Origin of the sequence: Oceanisphaera sediminis, from assembly GCF_039539745.1 — a bacterium.
GTDB classification, from domain to species: domain Bacteria; phylum Pseudomonadota; class Gammaproteobacteria; order Enterobacterales; family Aeromonadaceae; genus Oceanimonas; species Oceanimonas sediminis.
Genome location: NZ_BAABDS010000010.1, coordinates 120534 through 142654, shown reverse-complemented (window position 1 = coordinate 142654; position 22121 = coordinate 120534). Strand labels below are relative to the sequence as shown.

21 protein-coding genes are annotated in these 22121 nt (G+C 58.3%); 2 read left to right on the top strand and 19 right to left on the bottom strand.

What is annotated here, in order from left to right:
• Nucleotides 1-36: 36 nt before the first annotated feature.
• The 5 genes from ABD827_RS04430 to ABD827_RS04410 all read right to left on the bottom strand — a co-directional run bounded on the left by ABD827_RS04430 (nucleotide 37) and on the right by ABD827_RS04410 (nucleotide 6062).
• Complete coding sequence (locus ABD827_RS04430) at nucleotides 37-258, bottom strand: DUF2835 family protein (protein WP_298723026.1); 222 nt, start codon at nucleotides 256-258, stop codon at nucleotides 37-39.
• Entirely contained in the window at nucleotides 258-2864 is a 2607-nt protein-coding gene (gene pepN / locus ABD827_RS04425) for an aminopeptidase N (RefSeq protein ID WP_344962720.1), read from the bottom strand. Before pepN ends, ABD827_RS04430 begins: the two co-directional genes overlap by 1 nt.
• Nucleotides 2865-2944: 80 nt before the next feature.
• Nucleotides 2945-4951, bottom strand: a complete 2007-nt coding sequence (prc, locus tag ABD827_RS04420) for a carboxy terminal-processing peptidase (RefSeq protein ID WP_344962718.1) — start codon at nucleotides 4949-4951, stop codon at nucleotides 2945-2947.
• 10 nt (nucleotides 4952-4961) lie between these two features.
• Complete coding sequence (gene proQ / locus ABD827_RS04415; protein WP_298723017.1) at nucleotides 4962-5516, bottom strand: RNA chaperone ProQ; 555 nt, start codon at nucleotides 5514-5516, stop codon at nucleotides 4962-4964.
• Nucleotides 5517-5603: 87 nt separating this feature from the next.
• The gene (locus ABD827_RS04410; RefSeq protein ID WP_344962714.1) at nucleotides 5604-6062 is read right to left on the bottom strand and encodes a GAF domain-containing protein; all 459 of its coding nucleotides are present in this window, start codon (nucleotides 6060-6062) and stop codon (nucleotides 5604-5606) included.
• A gap of 75 nt (nucleotides 6063-6137) precedes the next feature.
• On the opposite strand from ABD827_RS04410, the gene ABD827_RS04405 reads away from it, so the two are divergent.
• Nucleotides 6138-7925 (top strand): ABC transporter ATP-binding protein, encoded by a 1788-nt coding sequence (locus ABD827_RS04405; RefSeq protein WP_344962712.1) that lies wholly within the window; start codon nucleotides 6138-6140, stop codon nucleotides 7923-7925.
• A 211-nt stretch (nucleotides 7926-8136) separates the two neighbouring features.
• On the opposite strand, the gene ABD827_RS04400 is transcribed toward ABD827_RS04405, so the two are convergent.
• Nucleotides 8137-8445: a YebG family protein gene (locus ABD827_RS04400; protein WP_344962710.1), complete on the bottom strand. Its 309-nt coding sequence runs from the start codon at nucleotides 8443-8445 to the stop codon at nucleotides 8137-8139.
• 381 nt (nucleotides 8446-8826) lie between these two features.
• On the opposite strand from ABD827_RS04400, the gene ABD827_RS04395 reads away from it, so the two are divergent.
• Nucleotides 8827-10005: a Bcr/CflA family multidrug efflux MFS transporter gene (locus tag ABD827_RS04395; protein ID WP_344962709.1), complete on the top strand. Its 1179-nt coding sequence runs from the start codon at nucleotides 8827-8829 to the stop codon at nucleotides 10003-10005.
• Nucleotides 10006-10551: 546 nt separating this feature from the next.
• Here ABD827_RS04395 and ABD827_RS04390 read toward each other — a convergent pair.
• The 13 genes from ABD827_RS04390 to plsX form a co-directional block, all read right to left on the bottom strand.
• Nucleotides 10552-11505 (bottom strand): SPFH domain-containing protein, encoded by a 954-nt coding sequence (locus tag ABD827_RS04390; protein ID WP_298723002.1) that lies wholly within the window; start codon nucleotides 11503-11505, stop codon nucleotides 10552-10554.
• Nucleotides 11506-11518: 13 nt separating this feature from the next.
• On the bottom strand, nucleotides 11519-11932 hold the full coding sequence (locus tag ABD827_RS04385; protein WP_298722999.1) for an NfeD family protein: 414 nt from the start codon (nucleotides 11930-11932) through the stop codon (nucleotides 11519-11521).
• Nucleotides 11933-12197: 265 nt separating this feature from the next.
• A complete protein-coding gene (locus ABD827_RS04380; RefSeq protein WP_344962705.1) occupies nucleotides 12198-12986 on the bottom strand; it encodes a TatD family hydrolase in 789 nt (262 codons plus the stop codon).
• Between the two features lie 114 nt (nucleotides 12987-13100).
• A complete protein-coding gene (gene holB, locus ABD827_RS04375; RefSeq protein ID WP_344962702.1) occupies nucleotides 13101-14084 on the bottom strand; it encodes a DNA polymerase III subunit delta' in 984 nt (327 codons plus the stop codon).
• The gene (gene tmk, locus ABD827_RS04370) at nucleotides 14069-14692 is read right to left on the bottom strand and encodes a dTMP kinase (protein WP_344962700.1); all 624 of its coding nucleotides are present in this window, start codon (nucleotides 14690-14692) and stop codon (nucleotides 14069-14071) included. Before tmk ends, holB begins: the two co-directional genes overlap by 16 nt.
• A gap of 3 nt (nucleotides 14693-14695) precedes the next feature.
• On the bottom strand, nucleotides 14696-15706 hold the full coding sequence (mltG, locus tag ABD827_RS04365; protein WP_344962698.1) for an endolytic transglycosylase MltG: 1011 nt from the start codon (nucleotides 15704-15706) through the stop codon (nucleotides 14696-14698).
• Complete coding sequence (pabC, locus tag ABD827_RS04360; protein ID WP_344962696.1) at nucleotides 15690-16487, bottom strand: aminodeoxychorismate lyase; 798 nt, start codon at nucleotides 16485-16487, stop codon at nucleotides 15690-15692. The genes mltG and pabC overlap by 17 nt, the downstream gene beginning before the upstream one ends.
• A gap of 58 nt (nucleotides 16488-16545) precedes the next feature.
• Nucleotides 16546-17787, bottom strand: coding sequence for a beta-ketoacyl-ACP synthase II (gene fabF / locus ABD827_RS04355; RefSeq protein ID WP_298722978.1), 1242 nt, complete (start codon nucleotides 17785-17787; stop codon nucleotides 16546-16548).
• Between the two features lie 72 nt (nucleotides 17788-17859).
• Nucleotides 17860-18096, bottom strand: coding sequence for an acyl carrier protein (gene acpP, locus ABD827_RS04350; protein ID WP_086963052.1), 237 nt, complete (start codon nucleotides 18094-18096; stop codon nucleotides 17860-17862).
• A 158-nt stretch (nucleotides 18097-18254) separates the two neighbouring features.
• Nucleotides 18255-18989 carry a 3-oxoacyl-ACP reductase FabG gene (gene fabG / locus ABD827_RS04345; RefSeq protein ID WP_344962688.1) on the bottom strand — a complete coding sequence of 245 codons (735 nt, stop codon included), beginning with the start codon at nucleotides 18987-18989 and terminating at the stop codon, nucleotides 18255-18257.
• 152 nt (nucleotides 18990-19141) lie between these two features.
• Nucleotides 19142-20077 carry an ACP S-malonyltransferase gene (fabD, locus tag ABD827_RS04340; RefSeq protein ID WP_298722956.1) on the bottom strand — a complete coding sequence of 312 codons (936 nt, stop codon included), beginning with the start codon at nucleotides 20075-20077 and terminating at the stop codon, nucleotides 19142-19144.
• A gap of 49 nt (nucleotides 20078-20126) precedes the next feature.
• Entirely contained in the window at nucleotides 20127-21086 is a 960-nt protein-coding gene (locus tag ABD827_RS04335) for a beta-ketoacyl-ACP synthase III (protein ID WP_344962685.1), read from the bottom strand.
• A 5-nt stretch (nucleotides 21087-21091) separates the two neighbouring features.
• Complete coding sequence (gene plsX, locus ABD827_RS04330; protein WP_344962683.1) at nucleotides 21092-22111, bottom strand: phosphate acyltransferase PlsX; 1020 nt, start codon at nucleotides 22109-22111, stop codon at nucleotides 21092-21094.
• Nucleotides 22112-22121: the final 10 nt, after the last annotated feature.

The window sequence follows — 22121 nt, the reverse complement described above, 5'->3', positions numbered from 1 at the left end:
AGACCGACGACTTGCCAGCCTGCTTTATATCCCGGATCAGGACAGACGGTGGAGTCGATGCAGTTGGCGCTGCTCGGTCAGTTCGATTTCAAAACGGCCGTTGAGGCCGTCGTGACCGACAAAGCTGCGAAAGTGATGCAGGGCCACCTGCAGTCGCAGCCCCTGCTCGGTGATCACCGACAGGGCGGCGGTGTGACCCTGATAGTACTGCAGCAGCTGCGCTCTGCTGATGGTCAGACGAAAACGCAGCCGTTGCATCAGGCCAGCGCCTTGCTGATTTTCTCGAACAGATCCCGCGACAGCGCAGGCATTGCCATCAACTGCTGCAGCCGCGCCTTGATCAGCCCCTGACGGGCGTCATCCAGTCGGGAAAACTGGATCAGCGGCGTCACCAGACGTGAGGCCACCTGCGGATTGCTGTCGTTGAGCTGCTCCAGCACCGACACCAGCAGATCATAACCGGCGCCATCCAGACGATGGAACTGCAGCGGATTGGCCGAAATAAAGGCACCAATCAAGGCCCGTATCCGGTTGGGGTTGTTCATGCTGAAGGTCGGGTGACTCATCAGCTGTTGTACCCGGGCCAGGGTGCCCTCGCCCGGCGCCGTGGCCTGCAGCCGGAACCAGTTGTCGAGTACCAGGCCATCCTGACGCCATTTGGCTTCAAAGTCGGCCAGCATGACGTCGGCTTCATTCAATTCGGCACGTACCGCCGCCTTCATCGCCGCCAGGGTGTCGGTCATGTTGTCGGCATCCTGATATTGCTGCTGCACCTTGACCGCATCGCCGGCCAGGGCAAGGTAGCCCAGCGCCACGTTTTTCATGGCCCGCCGCGCTATATCCTGGTGTTCGATGCGATATTCCGGCGTCAGGTTCTGCTCATAGGCCTGCTGCCACAGGGGACGCAGCGCCTCGGCCAGCTCTGCCTGCAGTTGCTGGTGTACCTGGCCCAGCAAGCCGATATCGACCTGCTCGAACAGTTCCAGCAGACTGCCCAGATCCGGCAGCGCCAGCATCTGTGCCTGCAATGCCCGGTCAAGGGACGTATCTTCCAGGGTGGTACGAAACACATCGATCAGGGGGCGTGGCACCGACACCACGTCACCACGCTGCAGGCGAGACAGGTTGTCCAGCACCGCCTTGTTGATCAGCATCTGCACCGCATCCCAGCGCACGAATTCGTCGATGCTGCTCTTGGCCAGCAGGGTCAGCTGTTCATCGCTATAGGGATAGTCCAGCTTCACCGGAGCCGAAAAACCCTGCAACAACGCCGGCACGGGCCGGGACGGAATCTGTTCGAATACAAACTGCTGCTCGTCTTCCAGTACATCGAGCACCGGACCGACGGTGTCGCCGTTGACCAGCAACGACAGCGGCTCACCCTGCTCGGTATAAAGCGCCAGGCTGAGCGGAATATGCAGCGGCAGTTTGCCGGGCTGCTCCCGGGTGGCCGGCGTATGCTGGCGCACCGTCAGGGTATAGCGCTGTTGCTCGGCATCATAGGCATCGGTCACGGCCAGTACCGGGGTACCGGCCTGACTGTACCAGCGTTTGAAACGAGTCAGATCCCGTCCGCTGGCCTCGCTCATCGCCGCCACAAAATCGTCACAGGTGGCGGCCTGGCCGTCATGGCGCTGCAGATACAGCGCCAGCCCGCGTTGAAACGCCTGCTCGCCGAGCAGGGTATGCAACATGCGAATGACTTCCGAGCCCTTCTCGTACACGGTCAGGGTATAGAAGTTGTTCATTTCGATGACCGCATCCGGGCGAATGGGGTGCGCCATGGGACCGGCGTCTTCGGCAAACTGGGGACCACGCATGATGCGTACATTCTGAATCCGATTCACGGTACGCGAGCCCAAATCGGACGAAAATTCCTGATCGCGGAATACCGTCAATCCTTCCTTCAGCGACAGCTGAAACCAGTCACGACAGGTCACCCGATTACCGGTCCAGTTATGGAAATATTCGTGACCGATCACCCGTTCTACATCCAGATAATCGCCGTCGGTGGCGGTGTTGGCATCGGCCAGCACAAACTTGGCGTTGAACACGTTGAGTCCCTTGTTTTCCATGGCCCCCATGTTGAAAAAGTCCACCGCCACTATCATGTAGATATCGAGGTCGTACTCCAGATGGCAACGCTGCTCGTCCCAGGCCATGGAGGCCTTGAGGCTGTCCATGGCGTGCCCGGCCCGATGCAGATTACCCTTGTCGACAAAGATCTCCAGTGCCACGTTCCGTCCGCTCAACGTGGTGTAGCTGTCACGCAGCACATCGAAGTCACCCGCCACCAGGGCAAACAGATACGCCGGTTTGGGAAAGGGATCCTGCCATTGCACCCAGTGGCGACCGTCATCAAGTGTGCCCTGATCGACCCGGTTGCCGTTCGACAGCAAATAGGGATAGGCCGCCGCATCGGCGGTAATGCGGGTACTGAATCGCGCCAGCACGTCGGGTCTGTCCAGATAATAGGTGATGCGTCTGAATCCTTGCGCTTCACACTGAGTGCAGAATGCCGAGCCCGACTTGTACAGCCCTTCCAGCGCGGTATTGCCGGCCGGGTTGATTCGGGTCTTGATGGTCAGCACGAATGCTTCCGGCAGCTGAGACAGGACAAGTCCGTTCTCGGTCTGCTGATATTGTGCAATGTCCACTCCGTTGACGGCCACCTGCAGCAGTTCGAGCTGCTCGCCGTCCAGTACCAGCGGTTCGTCATGTTCACCATTGCGGCGCACCCGGCTGATGGCCACCACTTCGGTGGCACTGTCATGCAGCTGAATGTCCAGATCCAGGGTATCAATCCAGTAATGAGGTGGCTGATAATCTTCGCGATATTGCACTTGCGGTTTTGTTTGGGTCATAGCGGAGATCTCGTTAACGTCGTCGGAGGGGGCTTTAATGAGAAAGCCCGAACCCGGTGTGACCGGATTCGGGCAGGGAGTCAGCCAAGCAGTCGGGCCAGATCGGCAGTAATGCGTGCCGCTTCTTTCAGATAGCCGTCATCCGGCTCAAAATCGCTGGGGATATTATCGAGGGAATCAACCGGATCCAGTCCGGCGCGTCGTAACCGGTCGTTAAGACGGGCCAGAGACTTGGCGTCCTGCTCTTCCATCTCGGTTTTGCGCTCAACAAGGTTGAGTGACACCGAATCCTTGTCTTTCAGTTTCCTGTATTCCTTTATGTCTTCAAAGACATAAACAAACTCGGGATCCTGTTCGATGCGCGCCTGATGGCGTTGGCGAAGCTCACCCAGTACCGGGGTCAAATCCCGAATACGCTTGAAGTCGAGGCTGGCAATCTGATCCCAGGGCAGTGCGTTTTTCTCCAGGCTTTCACCGGTTTCATCGGCAACGATGGGGGTCGGAAACGGAATATCCGGCTGCACGCCCTTGTTCTGGGTGCTGCCCCCGTTGATGCGATAAAACTTGGCAATGGTGAACTGCACAAACCCCATGGGGTTTTCATAGAGATCGTAGATACGCGACAGGCTGCGATGTTGCTGCACCGTTCCTTTGCCGAAGGTGTTTTCACCCAGGATCACCGCCCGGCCATAGTCTTTCATGGCGGCGGCAAAAATCTCGGACGCCGAGGCAGAATACCGATCAACCAGCACCGTCATCGGCCCGTCATAGGCCAGGGAGTCATCTTCGTCACCGTTGACCGAAATACGGCCCAGACCATCACGAATCTGCACCACGGGGCCGCTGTCGATAAAAAGTCCGGTCAGGCCCGAGGCTTCGGTCAAGGCACCACCGCCATTGCCGCGCAGGTCGATGACCAGCCCCTGAATGCCTTTGGCTTTCAGCTTGCTGATTTCTTCCGCCACATCAGCGCTAAGGTTGACGTAAAAACTCGGAATTTCGATCACCCCGATATTTTCACCGTCGATCGGCAGCACCTTGCCGTTGGCGGCTCGGTCTTCCAGCCGCACGGTATCACGGGTCAGCTCGATGACTTTTGGCGTCGCCGTCACCGCCTTGCCGCGCTGAATTTGCAGCCAGACCCGAGTGCCTTTACGGCCCTTGATCAGATCAACCACTTCATCCAGCCGCCAGCCGATCACATCGGTCACCTTGTCGGCACTCTGCCCGACCCCGATAATACGATCCTCGGGCAGCAGCTCACCGGACTTGGCAGCCGGACCACCCGGGACCAGAGAGCGGATCACCGTATAGTCGTCTTCGGCCTGCAATACGGCACCGATACCTTCGAGCGACAGATTCATTTCAGTCTCGAAACGCTCGGCATTGCGAGGACTGAGATAACTGGTATGGGGCTCTATGGCACGGGCAAAGGCGTTAGCAAAGCTCTGGAAGGCATCTTCACTTTCACTCTGGGCCAGACGCTTGATGGCGTTGTTGTAGCGCTTGCCCAGGGTATCGCGAATCTCGTTCCAGTCTTTATCGGCCAGTGCCAGGCTCAGGGCGTCATATTTGACTCGCTGAGACCAGAGCCGGTCGAGATCCTGCTTGTCTTTGGGCCAGTCGGCCTCGCGACGATCAAACTGATACTGCTCCTGACCATCGAAGGTCATGGGCGTATCGAGTAACGACAAGGCATACACCAGGCGCTGATAGCGTTGCTGCAAACTGTCGTTATACATGTCGAAGGCAATATCGAGACGACCGGCTCGCAGCGCATCATCAAACTCGTCACGATAGCGCTCGAAACGAGCGATATCGGCTTGAGTAAAGATATTCTTGTTGTAATCCAGACTGTCGATGAAGCGATCGAAGATCGCTTCAGAGAAGGCATTATCAAGCTGAAACTGGCGATAATGGGAACGGGTGAACAGCGCGGTAACCCGCTTGCTGGCAGCCGCATGCTGACTTTCCGGGGCCAAAACAGGAATGGCGGAAGCATCGATGGCCGGCGGTACCGCCCAGGCGATTCCCGCAGCCATGATACCGGCGGCTACCAGAGACAAACGAATTCCGTGATTGATCAAACCCTACTCCTTAAAGAATAAGATGCTCAAACTTGACGCGCATGGACATGCCGGTTTTAAGTTCCACCTGAACGTCATCACGAGTCACTTCTTTAATCGTAGCGGGAACCGGGGACTTGCCCAGCAATACTTTAACATTCTGCTCTACGGTCAGGGCCGCCGGATCCACCTTGCGGGGCTTGGGCTTTTTGGCGGCAGGCTTTTTGGCAGCCGGCTTGTCCTTGCGCGGACCAAACACTTTTTCCTTGCTTTCCTTGAGCGCGCCCCGGGCATGATCGACATGTTCCTGAGTCAGCTCGCCACAAGGTTCGCCGTCCAGATCTACCCGACTCTGTCCGGCCTTGAGGCCGTGCAGGTAACGCCAGCTGGAGGTGTACTGACGCAGCGCCGTGCGCAGCAGGGTCTTGGATACCTTGGGATCGTCGGTCAGACGGCTAGCCAGATCCTGAAAAATGCCAATTTTCAGCGGTTTGGCTTCGCCAGTCGCTACGAAGCACTGAGGGAAGCATTCGGCCAGGTAGGCGATAACTTCTTTACTGTTTTTCAATTTTTCCGAGTTTTCCATGAAATACCTTGGTGTAAGACCTAAGGGCGCAGCGCCCATTGAAACATTCATATTATAAAGCGCACGCAGACAAAAGCGACCCCGGCGTTACAGCAGCGGCAATACGGCGGCAACCCAGTGCCGTAAACCGGCTTCGTCTTCTTCATCAAAACGACCGTAAGTGGGGCTGTCGATATCCAGCACGCCCCATACCTCGCCGTCCCGACTCAGCGGCAGCACGATTTCTGCATTACTGGCACTGTCACAGGCGATGTGGCCTGAAAATTCATGTACATTGGCAATTCGCTGCACCTGACCGGTGGCAGCGGCGGTACCGCAAACCCCCTTGCCGACCGGAATCCGGACGCACGCCGGGTTGCCCTGAAAAGGTCCCAGCACCAGGGTGTCTTGTTCCCGCAGGTAAAAACCCACCCAGTTGATGTCTTCCAGTGCCAGATTAAGCAGGGCAGACAGGTTGGCGAGCTTGGCAATACGATTGGGCTCACCGTCGCACAGAGCCTGTGCCTGGGCGGTGAGGCTTTGGTAAAATGCAGATTTTTCAGACATAAAATACAGAGCACCGTAAAATTTTGCCTAACTTACCTGCCCTTTTCCCAAATGAAAACCCGATGATGGTGATTGATGGATAAAAAAAACCTGAATGCCCCGCTTTTACAGTGGCCGAACATCATTCGGATGATGCAGCGCCATCGCTCCCTGCTGATTAATGCGCATTTGTTTGCCCTGTGCGGAACCTTATTGGCGGTGCCGGTGCCGCTGCTGATGCCGCTGCTGGTCGATGAAGTGCTGCTGGACAGCCCCGGTCGTCTGCTGAGCGGGCTGGACTGGCTGCTGCCTGCCGCCTGGCAGACCGGGGTCGGCTATATTCTGGCGGTGCTGGTCATTACCCTGCTACTGCGCAGTCTGTCGCTGGTATTCAACATCATACAGGGCCGCCAGTTTGCGCGAGTGGCCAAACACCTGACCTTTCAGATCCGTCGGCGACTGGCGCGCCAGTTGACCCGAACCCCCTTGCGCGCCTTCGAGTCCATCGGGGCCGGCAGCGTCAGTTCGTATTTTGTCACCGATGTGGAAACCCTGGATAAATTTCTCGGCGAAACCCTGAGTCGCTTGCTGATCAGCATACTGAGCGTGGTGGGGACGGCGGTGGTACTGCTGCTGCTCAACTGGCAGCTGGGACTTTTTATTCTGCTGCTCAATCCGGTAGTGGTGTATTTTTCCAGCCGCCTCGGAGCCCGGGTCAAACATCTGAAGCGTAACGAAAACAGCGCCTTCGAGGTCTTTCAGCAGGCACTGGTGGAAACCCTGGACGGCATTCACGAAATTCGGGCGGCCAACCGCGAGCGTCACTATATGCTGCGGGTGATCGACCGGGCCCGCGGGGTCCGCGATACCGCCATCGATTACGCCTGGAAGAGCGAAGCCGCCGGTCGCGCCAGCTTTCTGCTGTTTCTGTCCGGGGTGGAGCTGTTTCGGGCCACCGGCATGATCATGGTGCTGTATACCGATTTGACCGTCGGCCAGATTTTTGCCGTATTCAGTTACCTGTGGTTCATGATGGGACCGGTACAGGACTTGCTCAACATGCAGTATTCCTTTTATGCCGCCACCGCCGCCCTCAAGCGCATCAACCGCATGCTGGTTCTGGGGGGCGAGCCGGAGCCGGTGGGCCGGGTCGATCCGTTCGAGGGCTGCACGACCTTGCCCATTTCGGTGAACGGACTCAGTTTTTCCTACAATGGCGAACGCAGGGTGCTGGATGATGTCAGCCTGCAGATCCGGGCCGGAGAAAAGGTCGCCCTGGTCGGCGCCAGCGGCGGCGGCAAGTCCACCTTTATCCAGCTACTGCTGGGCCTGTACCCGGCCGATACCGGCAGTATCTGCTTTGGCGGCGTCAATAGTCGGGATATCGGCTTTCCGACCATTCGTGAGCACGTGGCCACGGTATTGCAGCAGCCGGTGTTGTTCAACGATACTGTACGCTCCAACCTGAGCCTGGGCGATATGCATGACGACGAGGCGCTGTGGCAGGCATTGCGGGTGGCGCAACTGGATGAGGTGATCGCCGCCATGGAGCAAGGGCTGGATACCCAGGTAGGGCGGCGTGGCGTCAAGCTGTCGGGGGGACAGCAACAGCGGCTGGCCATTGCGCGCATGGTGCTGAAAAATCCGTCCATCGTGATTCTGGATGAAGCCACTTCCGCGCTGGATACCGAAACCGAGCAAAAGCTGCATCAGGCGCTGGCCGGCTTTTTACAGGGCAGAACCACCCTGATAGTGGCGCACCGGTTAAGCTCGGTGCGCCAGGCCGACAGAGTGTTGGTATTTGAAGACGGCAAAATCAGCCAGTCCGGCACCCATCACGAACTGCTGGAGCAGCCCGGTCTGTACCGCACCCTGTACAGCTAGCAGCGCGACATGAGGCGACAATAGTTCCCCCTTATGCCGCACTCAAACATAACGCCTGTGAGTTAAGCGTAAAACGGGACCCATTGACTTCCCACCGACACGCCGTAACCCCATCCCTGGGGGGCTCTGCTGCGCCATCCATGGCACAGAAGGTCGGCTTGAAAGCCAATCGTTCCCGTTAACTGAACGGTGTTGGCGTTCAAACAGGCGTTCAGGCAACGGCCTGAATATCGTCGTCATTCTCGGTAGCATGTGCGGCTTCAGACTTGTTCGCTGCCTTGTCGGCCTTTTTGGCCGGTTTCTTCTTGGGCCCACTCAGTTGATCCTGATGCTCAGCCAGGTACAGGGCCAGGGCTTCGCGGTCGGTTTCATTCAGGCTGACCGGGCCGTCGGCCAGCAGCTCGTCGAGGTGTTCGGCCAGATCGAGCAGGCGATCATAGGCGTCTGCGTCTTTTTTATTGGTAAACGTCATTTTATCGATTCCGTTTCTTACCACCAGGTACTGTATTGTGACTGCCATAACTGACTCCTTATCTGTATATAAATACAGTAATATTATGTCACGCCGGTTGCAAGACACAATAACGGCTTTATAGTAGGCCGCTCGATCTGCTGATTTAAACGGATTCGGGCAACTTTTTTGCCCGGTTTCTGGCGAGCGAGCGTATTCTGGCCGATAGTTTAATCGAAGTGTGCCTTCTTGGTGCCTTCACACTAGCGCACGGCTCAGTCAATGAGCCATTCCCCTAGGCCAGGTACATGGATTTGGTACCTGGCTTTTTTTGTTTGTCATTTTTGCTCATTGTTTAGCAGAAATGACAATCATTTTCTTATCACAACTTTTCTTATCACAACAGCAGGCTGGGAGCCGGGTTGTTGTCTCGGAGGAACCTGCTGCGTTATGTCATCCAGTGCCACCTTACCGCTGATTATTCTGCTGGGCGCCGTCTCTGCCCTCACCCCCCTGGCCATCGATATGTACCTGCCGGCCATGCCCGCCATCGCCGAAGCACTGTCCAGTAACTCCCATCGCGTGCAGGCGACCCTTGCCGCCTATACCGGCGGTTTTGCCCTCGGCCAGCTGTTGTTTGGTCCGCTTTCCGATGCCCGCGGGCGGCGACCGGTGCTACTGGGTGGCATGGTGATCTTCATGATTGCAGCCCTGCTGTGTGCGCTGGCCAACAGTGTGGAAAGTCTGACCTGGCTGCGGGCCGCCCAGGGCTTTGCCGGCGCCGCCTCCGCCGTGGTGGTACAGGCACTGGTGCGCGACTTGTTCAACCGGGAAGACTTTGCCCGCACCATGGCCTATATCACCCTGGTCATGACGCTGGCTCCCTTGATAGCCCCCATGCTGGGCGGTCATTTGGCCCACTGGTTTGGCTGGCGTTCCATTTTCTGGGTGCTGGCGGGTTTTACCGCCCTGATCGCGTTGATCTGCAGCCTGCGCTTACCGGAAACCCTGGCACCGGAGCATCGACAGCCGTTGCACCTGATGTCGATTTTACGGAGCTATCTGCGCTTGCTCGCCACCCGCCAGGCACTCGGCTTCATGCTCTGCGGCGCCTTTTCCTTCGCGGGCATGTTTGCCTTTCTCACCGGCGCCTCGTTTATCTATATCGAACTCTATGGGGTGTCTCCCCAGCATGTCGGCTATCTGTTCGGGCTTAACGTGCTGAGTCTGATGCTGTTTACCACGCTAAACGGTAAATGGGTTCGTCGACTGGGCTCGCGCACCATGCTGCGGCTGGCGCTGGGTTTGCAGCTGTTGGCCGGGATTTTGATGCCGATAGGGCCCTTGATGGGCTGGGGACTCTGGTCGGTGGTGGCGCCCATCATGCTTTATGTCGGCGTCATCTCCACCATCGGCAGCAACACCATGGCCAGTCTGCTCGGCAGCCTGCCCAATCTGGCGGGCACCGCCTCGTCATTGGCCGGCACCCTGCGCTTTGGCACCGCCGCCCTGGTGGGCGCCGTGGTCGCCGCCCTGCCCGACAGTTCGCCGCTGTATATGCTGGTGACCATGAGCGGCTGCGCCCTGATCTCCATGCTGGCCTATCGGCTGTTGTGCGATCGGGAGTAATGCCTGCTCCATTAACCCGCTTAGCTATTTCACTGCCTCTGGCTCATCGAACAAAGGGCCGCTCCGCCGACTCGCTCAGGCACCTCCCTGTGACGCTCAACACATGACATCCCTGTCATGTGATGGTCGGCGGAGCAGATCCCTTTGTTCTCCTTGAAGCTCCGGCATCACCCGTTGGCACCACCTACATGCAACTCGGTGTACCAAAGAGGCAACAGAGATCGGCTCCCACGACCGTGAAATGCCATGGCCGGAAAATGCTCCTGCCGTTCCGGCATTCCCGCCCTCCCTGGCAGTCAGACAGCATTTCCGAGCCCCCATGGGGCAGCTTGCTTCCGTAACGAGTTGTTTCAGCCTGACCAAACATCCAGTGAATGTTCGCAGCAGGCTGAAAAGCGAGTGGCAAGGCTAAATGGCGTGTCGTGGGAGGTGACTGTGTTGCCTCTGGTTGACGAAACTATGCCCTCATCATGATTATGTTTAATACTGATAGAAATAAAACGGGAAGCCTGCGCTTCCCGTTAATCCAGATTGATTAATCCAGGTTTATTTTGACGGTCCCTTGAGCAGCGCTTCTATGCTGCCCACCGCACCGAGTACGCTGCTGGCTTCATAAGGCAAGAAGATACGATCCCCTTCCTTGCCGATTTCCGGCAGCGTTTTCAGGTATTCCAGCCCCAGCAGATAGCCCACCACCAGTTGCGGCTCCAGCTTCTCGTTGCCGGCGGCCAGCACCTGATCGATGGCCTGGCGCTGACCTTCGGCCATCAGTATCGCCGCCTCCTTCTTGCCCTCTGCCACCAGAACGCTGGAGCGCTTCTCGCCTTCCGCCTTGGCGATGGCGGCTTCCCGTTCACCGCTGGCACGCAATACCAGCGCCCTGCGCTCACGCTCGGCCGCCATCTGCTTGCGCATGGCATCTTCGACTTCGGCCGGGATCAGTATGTCCTGAATCTCGACCCGGGTGACCTTGACGCCCCACTTGTTGCCCGCCTCGTCCATCACCAGCTGCAACTTGTCGTTGATTTCCTGACGCGACTCGAACAGCTTATCCAGTTCCATCTTGCCCATTTCCGAACGCAGGGAGGTTTTGGCCAGAATTTCGATGGCCTGGATCAGGTTCTCGGTCTGATAGACGGCCCGCTCGGGGTCGATGACCTGAAAATACAGGGCACCGTTCACGGTGACGCTGACGTTGTCGGCGGTGATCACCGACTGGCCGGGAAAGTCGAGCACCGTCTCGCGCCGGTCGATACGGGTTTCTTCCTGTACCACGGCGACGTTTTCCCCACCGATGGCCTGGTAGCGCCGCACCTTGATCGAGCGGGGTTTGTCCACGAAGGGAATGACCCAGTTTACCCCCGGGCTCAGGGTCTTGTTATAACTGCCGAGCCGTTCAATCACCACGGCTTCCGACTGCTGAATGATCATCAGGCCCTTGATGATCAACACCAGGATCAGGGCCGTAAACACCAGCGCTATCACTAACATCGCATCCATTGCAGTTCCCTCTTTAATCGATGATGGCGGTAATGCCATCGAAACGGCGGATCTCGACCCGATCGCCAACCGTTAATGTCGCTCCCGAGGCGCTGCGCACCATAAACAGGTCGCCCTCCAGTTTGAGACGAAAGTCACCGGACGCCAGCTGCACGATTTCTCCCTGCTGCCGGCGATTTTCGCCGGCCAGAAAACTGGTCCGCTGCGACGGTGCAAAGCGGCGAAACAGTCGCTTGAGCAGCGGCGCCAACAGCGCCGCCGCCAGCGCGAAGGTAAACCACTGCCAGGTGACGCCAACATCCAGCCAGGCGACCACCATGGCCGCCAGCGCCGCCAATCCAAAGGCAAAGGCGAAGAAACCGGTACCCAGTAACTCCAATAACAACAACAACAAGGCGGCAATCAGCCACCAATGCCAGGCAAGCAAGGCATCACCTCCAAAGATAAGACGCAATTGAAACTAGAGTTACTATAGGGGACAGACGGATAGAAAGGAAACAGGGAAAATAAAGCGTTAAGCCGTCAGCTGTAAGCGGTCAGCTACCGATCAAAAAAGTGTTTTGTATCTGCCACTTCAGTCGGCAGTCCCGCTTCTATATTAATGTGAGGTATAAAGTTCAAAACACCGAGTATTCAGACTCGGTGTTGTTTGTTTTCTTGGCTGATAGCTTATAGCTGACGGCTATGTAGCTTCAGCAACTGACCGGCTTAGCCAGCTTGAACAGTTCGAAGAAATTGGCGGTGGTCTGCTTGGCGACCGCCTCCACCGACACGCCCTTCAGCTCGGCGATAAACTCCGCCACAGTGCGGGTGTAGGCGGGTTCGTTTTCTTCACCGCGAAATGGTACCGGGGCCAGCCAGGGGGAATCGGTTTCCACCAGTAACCGCTCCAGCGGCAGTGCCTTGACTACTTCACGCAATGCGTCGGCGCTGCGGAAGGTAACAATGCCGGAAATCGAGATATAAAAACCCAGCTCGATGGCGGCTTCGGCCATCTCCAGCGATTCGGTAAAGCAGTGCAGCACGCCGCCCACCTTGTCGGCCCCGCCCCGGCGCAGAATATCCAGGGTATCTTCCTGGGCACTGCGGGTATGAATGACCAACGGCTTGTTCAATTCCACGGCCACGGCCACATGCTGTTCGAAGGACCGACGCTGCAGCTCGGCGGACTCCGGCGCATAGAAATAATCGAGGCCGGTCTCGCCGATGGCCACCACCCTGGGATGCGCCGCCAGCTGCCGCAACAACGCTGGATCATTGGGTTCATCGTCCTGATGCAGCGGATGCACGCCACAGGAGGCAAACACCTGGGGAAAAGGCGTTATCGCCTCCAGCATGGCAGGAAAGGATGACAAGCCGACGCTGATGCACAACATGTGATCGACGCCGCGGTTGGCGGCCTTGCGAACGGCCTCGGCCATGTCGCGGTGTTTTTTTCCGTAGTCGAGTTTGTCCAGATGGCAATGGGAGTCAACCAGCAAAACCGTCTCCTTTGAATAGATAGTGAGGGGAAAGACATGTGAGGGGTGAGGTGTAAGGGGCGAGGTGTAAGGGGCGAGCAGTACAAAACCCCTTACTCCTCACACTTCAACCCCTCACCTGGTATTAATCAACCAGTCATTGAGCCATTGGCCCAGTTGCAGGCCGGTATTTACCGGCCTGCCGGTGCCCGGCTGCAGGGTCTGGCGCAATTGCAACAGGCTGTTCAGCGCCTGAGTCAGTCGCTCCGGCCCATGTTGACTCAGCGTGCGGCACAGGGGTTCGCTGTCGGCCAGCCGCAACCCGGCCGGTGACAAACCCAGCGCCAGTTGCAGCGCATCCTGCAGCAGCATTTGCAACCAGAGCAGGTGCACCGGCTGCTCCAGCAGACCGCTTTGCACCGACGTCAGGGTTCGCGGCTGTTTGGCCAGCTCGACAAACTGCTGCAACAGCTCACGGCGCCGCCGATCGGTACCGGCAATCAGGTAATCGCGGGTGTTGAGCGGCGAGCCCTGGTTCACGTTCAGCGCCGCCAGGCTGGGATCCAGCCCCTGCCCGGTCAGCCAGCGCAAGACCACATCAGACTCGGGCACCGGTAACAACCACTGCTGGCAGCGGCTGCGAATGGTCGGCAGCAGTCGTTCGGGATGCGAGCTGGTCAGCAGCAGCGTCGCCTCGCCCGCCGGCTCTTCCAGGGTTTTCAGCAGCGCATTGGCGGCGGCTTCGGTCATTTTTTCCGCCTGCTCGATCACCGCCACCTTGCCATGGCTCAGGCGAGCACTTTCATTCAATACCTGGGTCAACTGGCGGATGGCATCCACCCCTATGCTACGTGCGCTGCCACTGATGACATGCAGATCCGAATGATTGCCGGCAGCCATCAGCTGACAGGAATGACAGTGCCCACAGGGGACGCCTTGCTCACCGGATGTATGATGGCCATCATTTGTATGTTGGCATAATAAGGCATGCGCCAATGCCTGCGCCAGTTCGCGCTTGCCCACACCTTCCACCCCTTTCAACAACAGGGCATGGCCCAGATGCTGCTGGCGGATAAGCGCGGTCAGTTGCTGCTGTTGACCACTTAGCCAGGGATACACAGGCGGCGCTCCAGGCAGGCAATGACCGCGACTTTTACCTCGGCTTCACTGTGGCCGGCATCTATCAGTTCGCAACGGGGGTTATCCTGTGCCAGCTCCAGGTAGCGGGCGCGAGTGCGCTCAAAAAAGCCCAACTGCTCCTGTTCGATACGGTCAAGCTCGCCCCGCACCCGTGCCCGCTCCAGTCCCTGTGCCGGATTGATGTCCAGATACAGGATCAGGTCGGGGCCGAAGTCCCCCAGCACCGCCTGCTTGATCTGGCTGATGAGCCCGGTATCGATACCCCGGCCCCCGCCCTGATAGGCCTGGGAAGACCAGTCATGTCTGTCCCCCACCACCCAGGTGCCCGCCGCCAACGCCGGCTGAATGCGGTTTTTTACCAGCTGTACCCGGGCCGCATACATCAGCAGCAGCTCGGCCTCCATGGTCAGCGGCTCTTCATGAACTTCCTTCACCAGGGTGCGCATCTTTTCGGCCAGCGGCGTGCCACCCGGCTCGCGGGTGCTCATTACCGAGAGCCCTCGAGCCTCGAGCCAGGCCACCACATGGCGCTGCACCGTGCTCTTGCCCGCCCCTTCGAGTCCTTCAATCACGATAAACTGGCTCATGTATTACCTTTTCAGAATATAACGACGAACGGCGTTATTGTGTTCGCGCAGCGTCTTGGAAAAATGATGGCGCCCCTCGCCCATGGCCACAAAATAATAGTATTTGCTGTCTGCCGGCTGCAGGGTGGCCAGAATCGCCTCCTTGCTCGGCATGGCAATGGGCGTGGGCGGCAGCCCATCAATCATGTAGGTGTTATACGGCGTGTGGGTCTGCAGATCCCGCTTGCGAATGTTGCCGTCGTAGTCTTCTCCAATGCCATAAATAACCGTCGGATCGGTCTGCAGCCGCATGCCACGGCGCAGGCGATTGACAAAGACAGAGGCGATCATCGGTCGCTCTTCGGCGATACCGGTTTCCTTTTCGATAATCGACGCCAGGATCAGCGCCTCGTAAGGCGTCTCGATGGGCAGGCCCGGTTGCCGGGCGGCCCAGGTGTCATCCAGAAAACGTTCCATCTCGTCATGGGCCCGCCGCAGAATGGAAATGTCGGTATCGCCCGGGGTATAGCTGTAGGTTTCGGGCAAGAACAGCCCCTCCAGCTTGTTCCGCTCCACACCCAGCTTGTTGGCCAGCTCGCCTTCGTCAATCTCGGCCAGTGTGGTCTTCATGTATTCCGCCCCCGCCAGCCGTTGCAACCAGTCACTCAGTCGCAGTCCTTCTACCAGCGTCACCTGCAGGCGATAGACATCGCCATTCACTATGGTCATCAGCGCATCACGCAGCCGAGTGCCCGGCTCGAACTTATAGGTGCCCTGGCGCACCGCCGCCAGCTCGGGATGAAAGCGCAACCACAGCTTGCGATGCAAGGCGGGCACCGGTTCGGCACTCAGGCGATTGATCAAATGGAAGCTGGTTTCTCCCCGGGCCACCACAAACAGCGGCTTGTCTGCCACCGTCGCCACCGTCTTCTGCTCCAGTTGCTGCCATTGCTGGTAGCCATATGCGGTTAGCCCGCCCAGTGCCAGTATCGCCAGCAGCAATACGCGCCCCAGCCATTTAGTCAGTCTGTTCATAAGCCTGCTGTAATTCTCTCGTCATCATGAAATCGGGATTAAAAACGCGTTCGCCAATCGCCGTGACCGGCACCACGCCCATCAGGGCATTGGTCAGCCAGACTTCATCGGCGGCCAGCAGCCGGGGTAAACCGGCATGGGTCACCGTCAGTCGTTCACCCAGTTGATCGACGCACCAGGCGCGCAAGGTACCGCAAACCCCGCCCATCGACAAATCCGGGGTATACACCCGTTCGCCTTCTCGCCAGAACAGGTTGGCGGTCACCGCTTCCATCACCCTACCCTCGGCGTCCAGCACCACCGCTTCCGGCCAGCCGTTCGCTTCCAGCTCGGCCTTGAGCATCACCTGCTCCAGGCGATTCACGGTTTTCAGTCCCGCCAGCAAGGGACTTTGCCCCAGGCGACCGGCACAGACGCCGATGGCGATGCCCTGCTGCCGCCATTGATAATAATGGGCGGGAAACGGCGAACGGTTCAGCACCACTGTGGTGTCGCCGCAGCCGGCGATGCCGTAGCCACGGGCACCCGGGCCGCGCACCAGGGTGATGCGCAACACTTCATCGTCGTCGTTCAACGCCGCCTGGGCCGCCGCATAAAGTGCGTTCCAGTCCGGCATCGGCATTTGCAGCCGGTGACAGGCAGCCATCAGTCTGGCCTGATGATAATGCCAGTGGCGTAACTGGCCAGCCTGGGCGTGAAGGGTACTGAAATGCCCGTCGCCCAGCTGCCAGGCCCGACTCAGGGCCGACAATGGATCCGTGTCTGTAAGAATGGTTTGCATGATCACCCAATAAAAAAGCCCGGCGCTAAGGCCGGGCTCGGGATTGGCCAAAAGGCCATTATATGCGTTTGAAAATCAATGAGCCATTGGTGCCGCCAAAACCGAAGGAGTTGGACAGGGCATACTCGAATTGACCTTTCTTCGCCTGGTTAGGCACCAGATCCAGATCGCACTCATCATCCGGGTTATCCAGGTTGATGGTGGGGGGCGCAATCTGATCACGCAACGCCAGCACGCTGAAAATGGCTTCCACGGCACCGGCAGCACCCAGCAGGTGACCGGTCATCGACTTGGTCGAGCTGATCATCAACTGATTGGCGTGAGCGCCGAATACCGTTTTCATGCCACGCAGCTCGGCCACATCACCCAACGGGGTAGAGGTGCCGTGGGCGTTGACGTATCCGATCAGCTCGGGCGCGATATCGGCATCCTTGATGGCATTGGCCATCGCCTTGGCGGCACCGCTGCCATCGCCGGGTGGTGCCGTCATGTGATGGGCGTCGCCACTCATGCCAAAACCAACCATCTCGGCATAGATGGTGGCGCCACGCGCCTTGGCGTGTTCATACTCTTCAAGCATCATCACACCGGCGCCATCACCCAGCACAAAGCCATCGCGCTCTTTGTCCCAGGGACGACTCGCCTTTTGCGGCTCGTCATTGCGCGTAGACAGAGCACGAGCGGCGGCAAAGCCACCCATACCCATGGTGGTGGAGGCTTTCTCGGTGCCGCCCGCCAACATGGCGTCGGCGTCACCGTAGGCAATCATGCGTGCGGCCAGACCAATGCTGTGCGTACCGGTAGTACAGGCGGTGGTCGCCGCAATATTGGGGCCTCGCAGACCCTTCATGATCGACAAATGACCGGACACCATATTGATGATGGTGGACGGTACAAAGAACGGGCTGAGTTTGCGAGGACCGCTGGCCATCAGGTTGGTGTGGTTCTGCTCTATCAGACCCAGACCACCGATACCGGAACCGATGGATACACCAACGCGGTCGGCGTTAGCTTCGGTGATATCAAGACCAGAATCGGCCATGGCCTGCAAGCCGGCCGCCACCCCGTACTGGATGAACAAGTCCATCTTACGGGCTTCTTTCTTGGCGATACCATGAGCTTCGGGATCAAAGTCCTTGACCAGGCCTGCGAATTTGGTGCTGTAGTCGGTAGTATCAAAGTGTTCGATGTTGCTGATGCCACTTTGGCCTGCCAACAGGGCCTGCCAGCTGGCATCGACCGAGTTACCGACAGGAGAGAGCATACCGAGGCCAGTCACCACGACTCTGCGTTTGGACACAGGAGCGTCTCCGAATGGGGGTTAAAACGGGGAAAGAACCGAAGTGGCGATAGCCACTTCGGTACAGGTTTATTATTCCTGGTTAGCGTTGATGTAATCAACTGCCGCTTTAACGGTAGTGATTTTTTCAGCTTCTTCGTCAGGAATTTCGGTGTCGAATTCTTCTTCCAGAGCCATTACCAGCTCAACGGTATCCAGGGAATCGGCGCCCAGATCATCAACGAAAGAGGCTTCAGACTTAACTTCTTCTTCTTTAACACCCAGTTGCTCGATGATGATTTTTTTTACGCGTTCTTCGATGTTGCTCATGACCAGTATTATCCTTTAGAAATACGCAAGTGCGTGTCGTTGCGGTAGTGTATTAAATTAACCGTAGTTTGCAAGACTATTTGAGTCTGGTCAAACCAGAAAAACTGCCAATAATGTCGCTATTTCCGTCAAATAGCTCCTAACTGCGGAGATTTTCATCACACCATGTACATGCCGCCATTTACGTGCAGCGTTTCACCTGTGATATAACCGGCCTCATCCGAAGCCAAAAAAGCCACGGCAGAGGCAATTTCTTTCGGGTCGCCCAACCGTTGTGTTGGAACCTGTGACAAGATACCGGCCCTTTGCTCTTCATTCAATGAACGTGTCATGTCGGTTTCAATAAATCCGGGCGCCACCACATTGACGGTAATGCCACGCGAAGCCACTTCGCGACCCAGCGATTTGCTGAACCCAATCAGTCCCGCCTTGGCAGCCGCATAGTTGGCCTGACCGGCGTTACCCATGGTGCCGACAACGGAGCCGATGGTCACGATACGGCCGTGACGTTTCTTCATCATGGCCCGCAGTACCGCCTTGGACAGACGGAACACCGAGGTCAGGTTGGTGTCCAGAATGTCCTGCCACTCGTCGTCTTTCATGCGCATCATCAGGTTATCGCGCGTGATGCCGGCGTTGTTGACCAGCACATCGATATCACCATAACGCTGCTTGATGGTGTCCAGCAGCTGATTCATGGACTCGACATCGGTCACGTTCAGTACCAGACCGGTACCATTGTCGCCCAGATAGGCACCGATCGCCTCGGCACCCTTTTCGCTGGTGGCGGTACCGATAACGGTCGCGCCACGGCTGGCAAACAGCTCGGCGGTTGCCCGACCGATACCCCGGCTGGCGCCGGTGACCAGTACCACTTTACCGGAAAAACTCATAGTGACTCCTTCGATTGTGCAAAGGGCTGGCAGAGCGAAGCACGCCGACACGCCATAAACCCCTCCCTGGGGGCTCGGACATGCCGTCCCTGGCATGTCACGGTCGGCTTAGCTGTCACTCTGCCATCCCTTATCAATTCTGCTGTGTATAGTTAAGCCTGTACTGCCGCCAGTGCCTGCTGCAGGCCGGCATCGTCGTTGACCGCTAGGCCCTCGACCCGCTTGTCGATACGCTTGGCCAGGCCGGACAACACCTTGCCCGGGCCGACTTCCAGCGCCAGGGTCACGCCCTGCCCCACCATGGCCTCCACGGTTTCGGTCCAGCGTACCGGACTGTACAGCTGACGTACCAGGGCGTCCTTGATGGCCGCCGCCGAGGTTTCCATCTTGACGTCCACGTTGTTGATCACCGGCACGGCCGGCTCGTTGAACGTCATCTCGGCCAGGGTCTGCTCCAGCTGCTCGGCAGCTGTTCGCATCAGCGCACAGTGTGAAGGCACGCTGACCGGCAGCGGAAGGGCGCGTTTGGCACCGCTTTCCTTCATCAGTACATTGGCCCGCTCTACCGCCGCCTTGTTGCCGGCGATCACGACCTGGCCGGGTGAATTGAAGTTCACCGCCGACACCACTTCGCCCTCTTCCGCCTTGGCGCAGTTGGCCACAATGGTGTCGTTGTCCAGACCGATAATGGCCGACATGGCGCCGGTGCCTTCGGGCACGGCTTCCTGCATCAACTGGCCACGCAATTCGACCAGTTTGACGCCGTCGGTCAGGCTCAGTACACCGGCACAGACCAGCGCCGAGTACTCGCCCAGGCTGTGACCGGCCATCACGGCCGGCTGGGCACCGCCCTGCTGTTGCCACAGGCGCCACAGGGCAACCGAGGCAGTCAGCAAGGCCGGCTGGGTACGCCAGGTCTTGTTCAGCTCTTCGGCCGGACCGCTCAGTACCAGCTCGGCCAGGTCGTAACCCAGGGCGCTGGACGCCTCGGCAAAGGTCTGCTTCACGATATCATGCTCGGCCAGCACGCCCGCAAGCATGCCCACCGCCTGAGATCCCTGTCCGGGAAAGGTAATGGCAAATGTCATTGTCTGTCCTTCTTTGAAAACGAATCCGTTTTAAAAAACAAGCCGGTCGTTAGAAGCGCACCAGGGCCGAGCCCCAGGCGAAACCGCCACCGAAGGCCTCCAGCAGTACCAGATGGCCCCGCTGAATACGGCCATCCCGCACGCCCTCGTCAAGCGCAATAGGCACACTGGCCGCCGAGGTATTGCCGTGCTTGTCGAGCGTGAGGATCACCCGCTCAATCGGCATGTTCAGCTTGCGGGCGGTGGCATTGATAATGCGGTAATTTGCCTGATGCGGCACCAGCCAGTCCAGCTCGGATTTGTCGATGCCGTTGGCGGCCAGGGTCTGGGTGACGATTTCACTCAGGCGCGAGACCGCCACCTTGAACACTTCGTTACCCTTCATGCTCATGTAGGCGTCCATCTCACTGCCGCTGACGCCGCGCTGACGCTGGGGCAGCTTGAGCAGCTCGCCGTAACGGCCGTCCGCATGCAGATGCGTGGACAGAATGCCCGGCTCTTCACTCGCGCCCAGTACCACGGCACCGGCACCATCACCGAAAAGGATGATGGTGGAACGATCGCCCGGCTCACACATGCGTGACAGGGCATCGGCCCCAATCACCAGGATGTGACGGGCCTGACCGTTACGGATGAACTGATCGGCCACACTCAGGGCATAGCTGAAACCGGCGCAGGCGGCGGCCAGATCGAATGCCGGAATGCCCGGCACGTCCAGCATGGCCTGCACTTCGCAGGCGGCGGCCGGAAAGGCGTTATCGCCACTGGTGGTGGCCAGCACTATCATGTCCAGCTGCTGCGCGTCTATGACGGCGGCGTCCAGAGCACGCAGGGCGGCGCCATAAGACATGGTGGCGACAGTTTCTTCTGCCCCGGCGATGCGACGTTCCCGGATTCCGGTACGTTCGACGATCCAGTCATTGCTGGTTTCTACCATTTGTTCCAGGTCGGCATTGGTGCGTACCGCTTCAGGCAGGTAGCTGCCAGTTCCCAATATTCTACTGTTCATAGGCGTTATCTTGCGTGACTGTCCCGTGGGGCAGTATCAAAACGATGCGCGATGCTCGCAGGCAGGTCATGTTCAATTTCGGAAACGGCCTGCAAGATCGCATTTAAGAAGGCAGGTGAGCCGGCACTCCCGTGGCTCTTGACCACACTGGCGCGCAATCCTATCAGACTTGCGCCGTTATACTGGTCGGGGTTCAGATGGGAAAGCCGCTTTTTTAACCAAACAGTCAATATTTTGCTTAAAAAACCGCGCTGTTGTCGCTGACCAAGCAACAGCCGTGCTACCCCTTCGCTGGTTTTCAAGGCCACATTGCCGACAAAACCGTCGCATACAATAACATCGACGCGACCGGAAAACAGCTCATCCCCTTCCACGTACCCGCTATAGTGCAACCCTTCTGTCTGCTGCAACTGTTGCAAACACTGCGCCGCCTCGCGAACCGACTCATTGCCCTTGTTGGCTTCCACGCCCACATTCAGCAGGCCGATGCGGGGCTGGCTGATGCCGAGGATATGTCGTGCCGCCTGCTCGCCCATCAGGGCAAACTGCACCAGTTGCCCGGCGCCGCAGTTAAGGTTGGCCCCCACATCCAGCAGCAACGCATAACCACCACCGGCCTGTGGCATCCGGGTGATCAGGGCGGGTCTGTCCACTCCGGGCAGGGTACTGAGTGTTTTCATCGCCATCGCCATCAAGGCACCGGTATTACCGGCGCTGACGCAGGCCTGCGCCCGCCTTGATGCCAGGGCATCAAGCGCGTTGCGCATGGAGGAGTCGGTCAGATGACGCAGGGCATAAGCGGCTTTATGTTCGTTTTCTACCTGCTGGCTGCAATACTGCACGCACACCCGACGATGGGAGTCCAATTGAAAGCGGCGTAACCAGGGAGAAAGCTCGGCCTCGAGGCCAAACAGAACCAGATTGAGATCAGGCAGAAGCGACAGTGCCTGCGCGGCGGCAGGCACTGTAACCGAAGGGCCATGATCGCCCCCCATCATATCTAACGCAACGGTCAGCTGCGGCAAAAGGCAACCC

What these genes read in the sequence shown, in the direction of transcription:
- ABD827_RS04400 (WP_344962710.1), bottom strand. Translation starts at nt 8,445, where the DNA reads ATGGCAGTCACAATACAGTACCTGGTGGTAAGAAACGGAATCGATAAA.
- pabC (WP_344962696.1), bottom strand. Translation starts at nt 16,487, where the DNA reads ATGCAAACCATTCTTACAGACACGGATCCATTGTCGGCCCTGAGTCGG.
- fabD (WP_298722956.1), bottom strand. Translation starts at nt 20,077, where the DNA reads ATGACATTTGCCATTACCTTTCCCGGACAGGGATCTCAGGCGGTGGGC.
- ABD827_RS04430 (WP_298723026.1), bottom strand. Translation starts at nt 258, where the DNA reads ATGCAACGGCTGCGTTTTCGTCTGACCATCAGCAGAGCGCAGCTGCTG.
- mltG (WP_344962698.1), bottom strand. Translation starts at nt 15,706, where the DNA reads ATGAACAGACTGACTAAATGGCTGGGGCGCGTATTGCTGCTGGCGATA.
- tmk (WP_344962700.1), bottom strand. Translation starts at nt 14,692, where the DNA reads ATGAGCCAGTTTATCGTGATTGAAGGACTCGAAGGGGCGGGCAAGAGC.
- ABD827_RS04410 (WP_344962714.1), bottom strand. Translation starts at nt 6,062, where the DNA reads ATGTCTGAAAAATCTGCATTTTACCAAAGCCTCACCGCCCAGGCACAG.
- ABD827_RS04405 (WP_344962712.1), top strand. Translation starts at nt 6,138, where the DNA reads ATGGATAAAAAAAACCTGAATGCCCCGCTTTTACAGTGGCCGAACATC.
- pepN (WP_344962720.1), bottom strand. Translation starts at nt 2,864, where the DNA reads ATGACCCAAACAAAACCGCAAGTGCAATATCGCGAAGATTATCAGCCA.
- ABD827_RS04335 (WP_344962685.1), bottom strand. Translation starts at nt 21,086, where the DNA reads ATGAACAGTAGAATATTGGGAACTGGCAGCTACCTGCCTGAAGCGGTA.
- ABD827_RS04395 (WP_344962709.1), top strand. Translation starts at nt 8,827, where the DNA reads ATGTCATCCAGTGCCACCTTACCGCTGATTATTCTGCTGGGCGCCGTC.
- proQ (WP_298723017.1), bottom strand. Translation starts at nt 5,516, where the DNA reads ATGGAAAACTCGGAAAAATTGAAAAACAGTAAAGAAGTTATCGCCTAC.
- fabG (WP_344962688.1), bottom strand. Translation starts at nt 18,989, where the DNA reads ATGAGTTTTTCCGGTAAAGTGGTACTGGTCACCGGCGCCAGCCGGGGT.
- ABD827_RS04390 (WP_298723002.1), bottom strand. Translation starts at nt 11,505, where the DNA reads ATGGATGCGATGTTAGTGATAGCGCTGGTGTTTACGGCCCTGATCCTG.
- acpP (WP_086963052.1), bottom strand. Translation starts at nt 18,096, where the DNA reads ATGAGCAACATCGAAGAACGCGTAAAAAAAATCATCATCGAGCAACTG.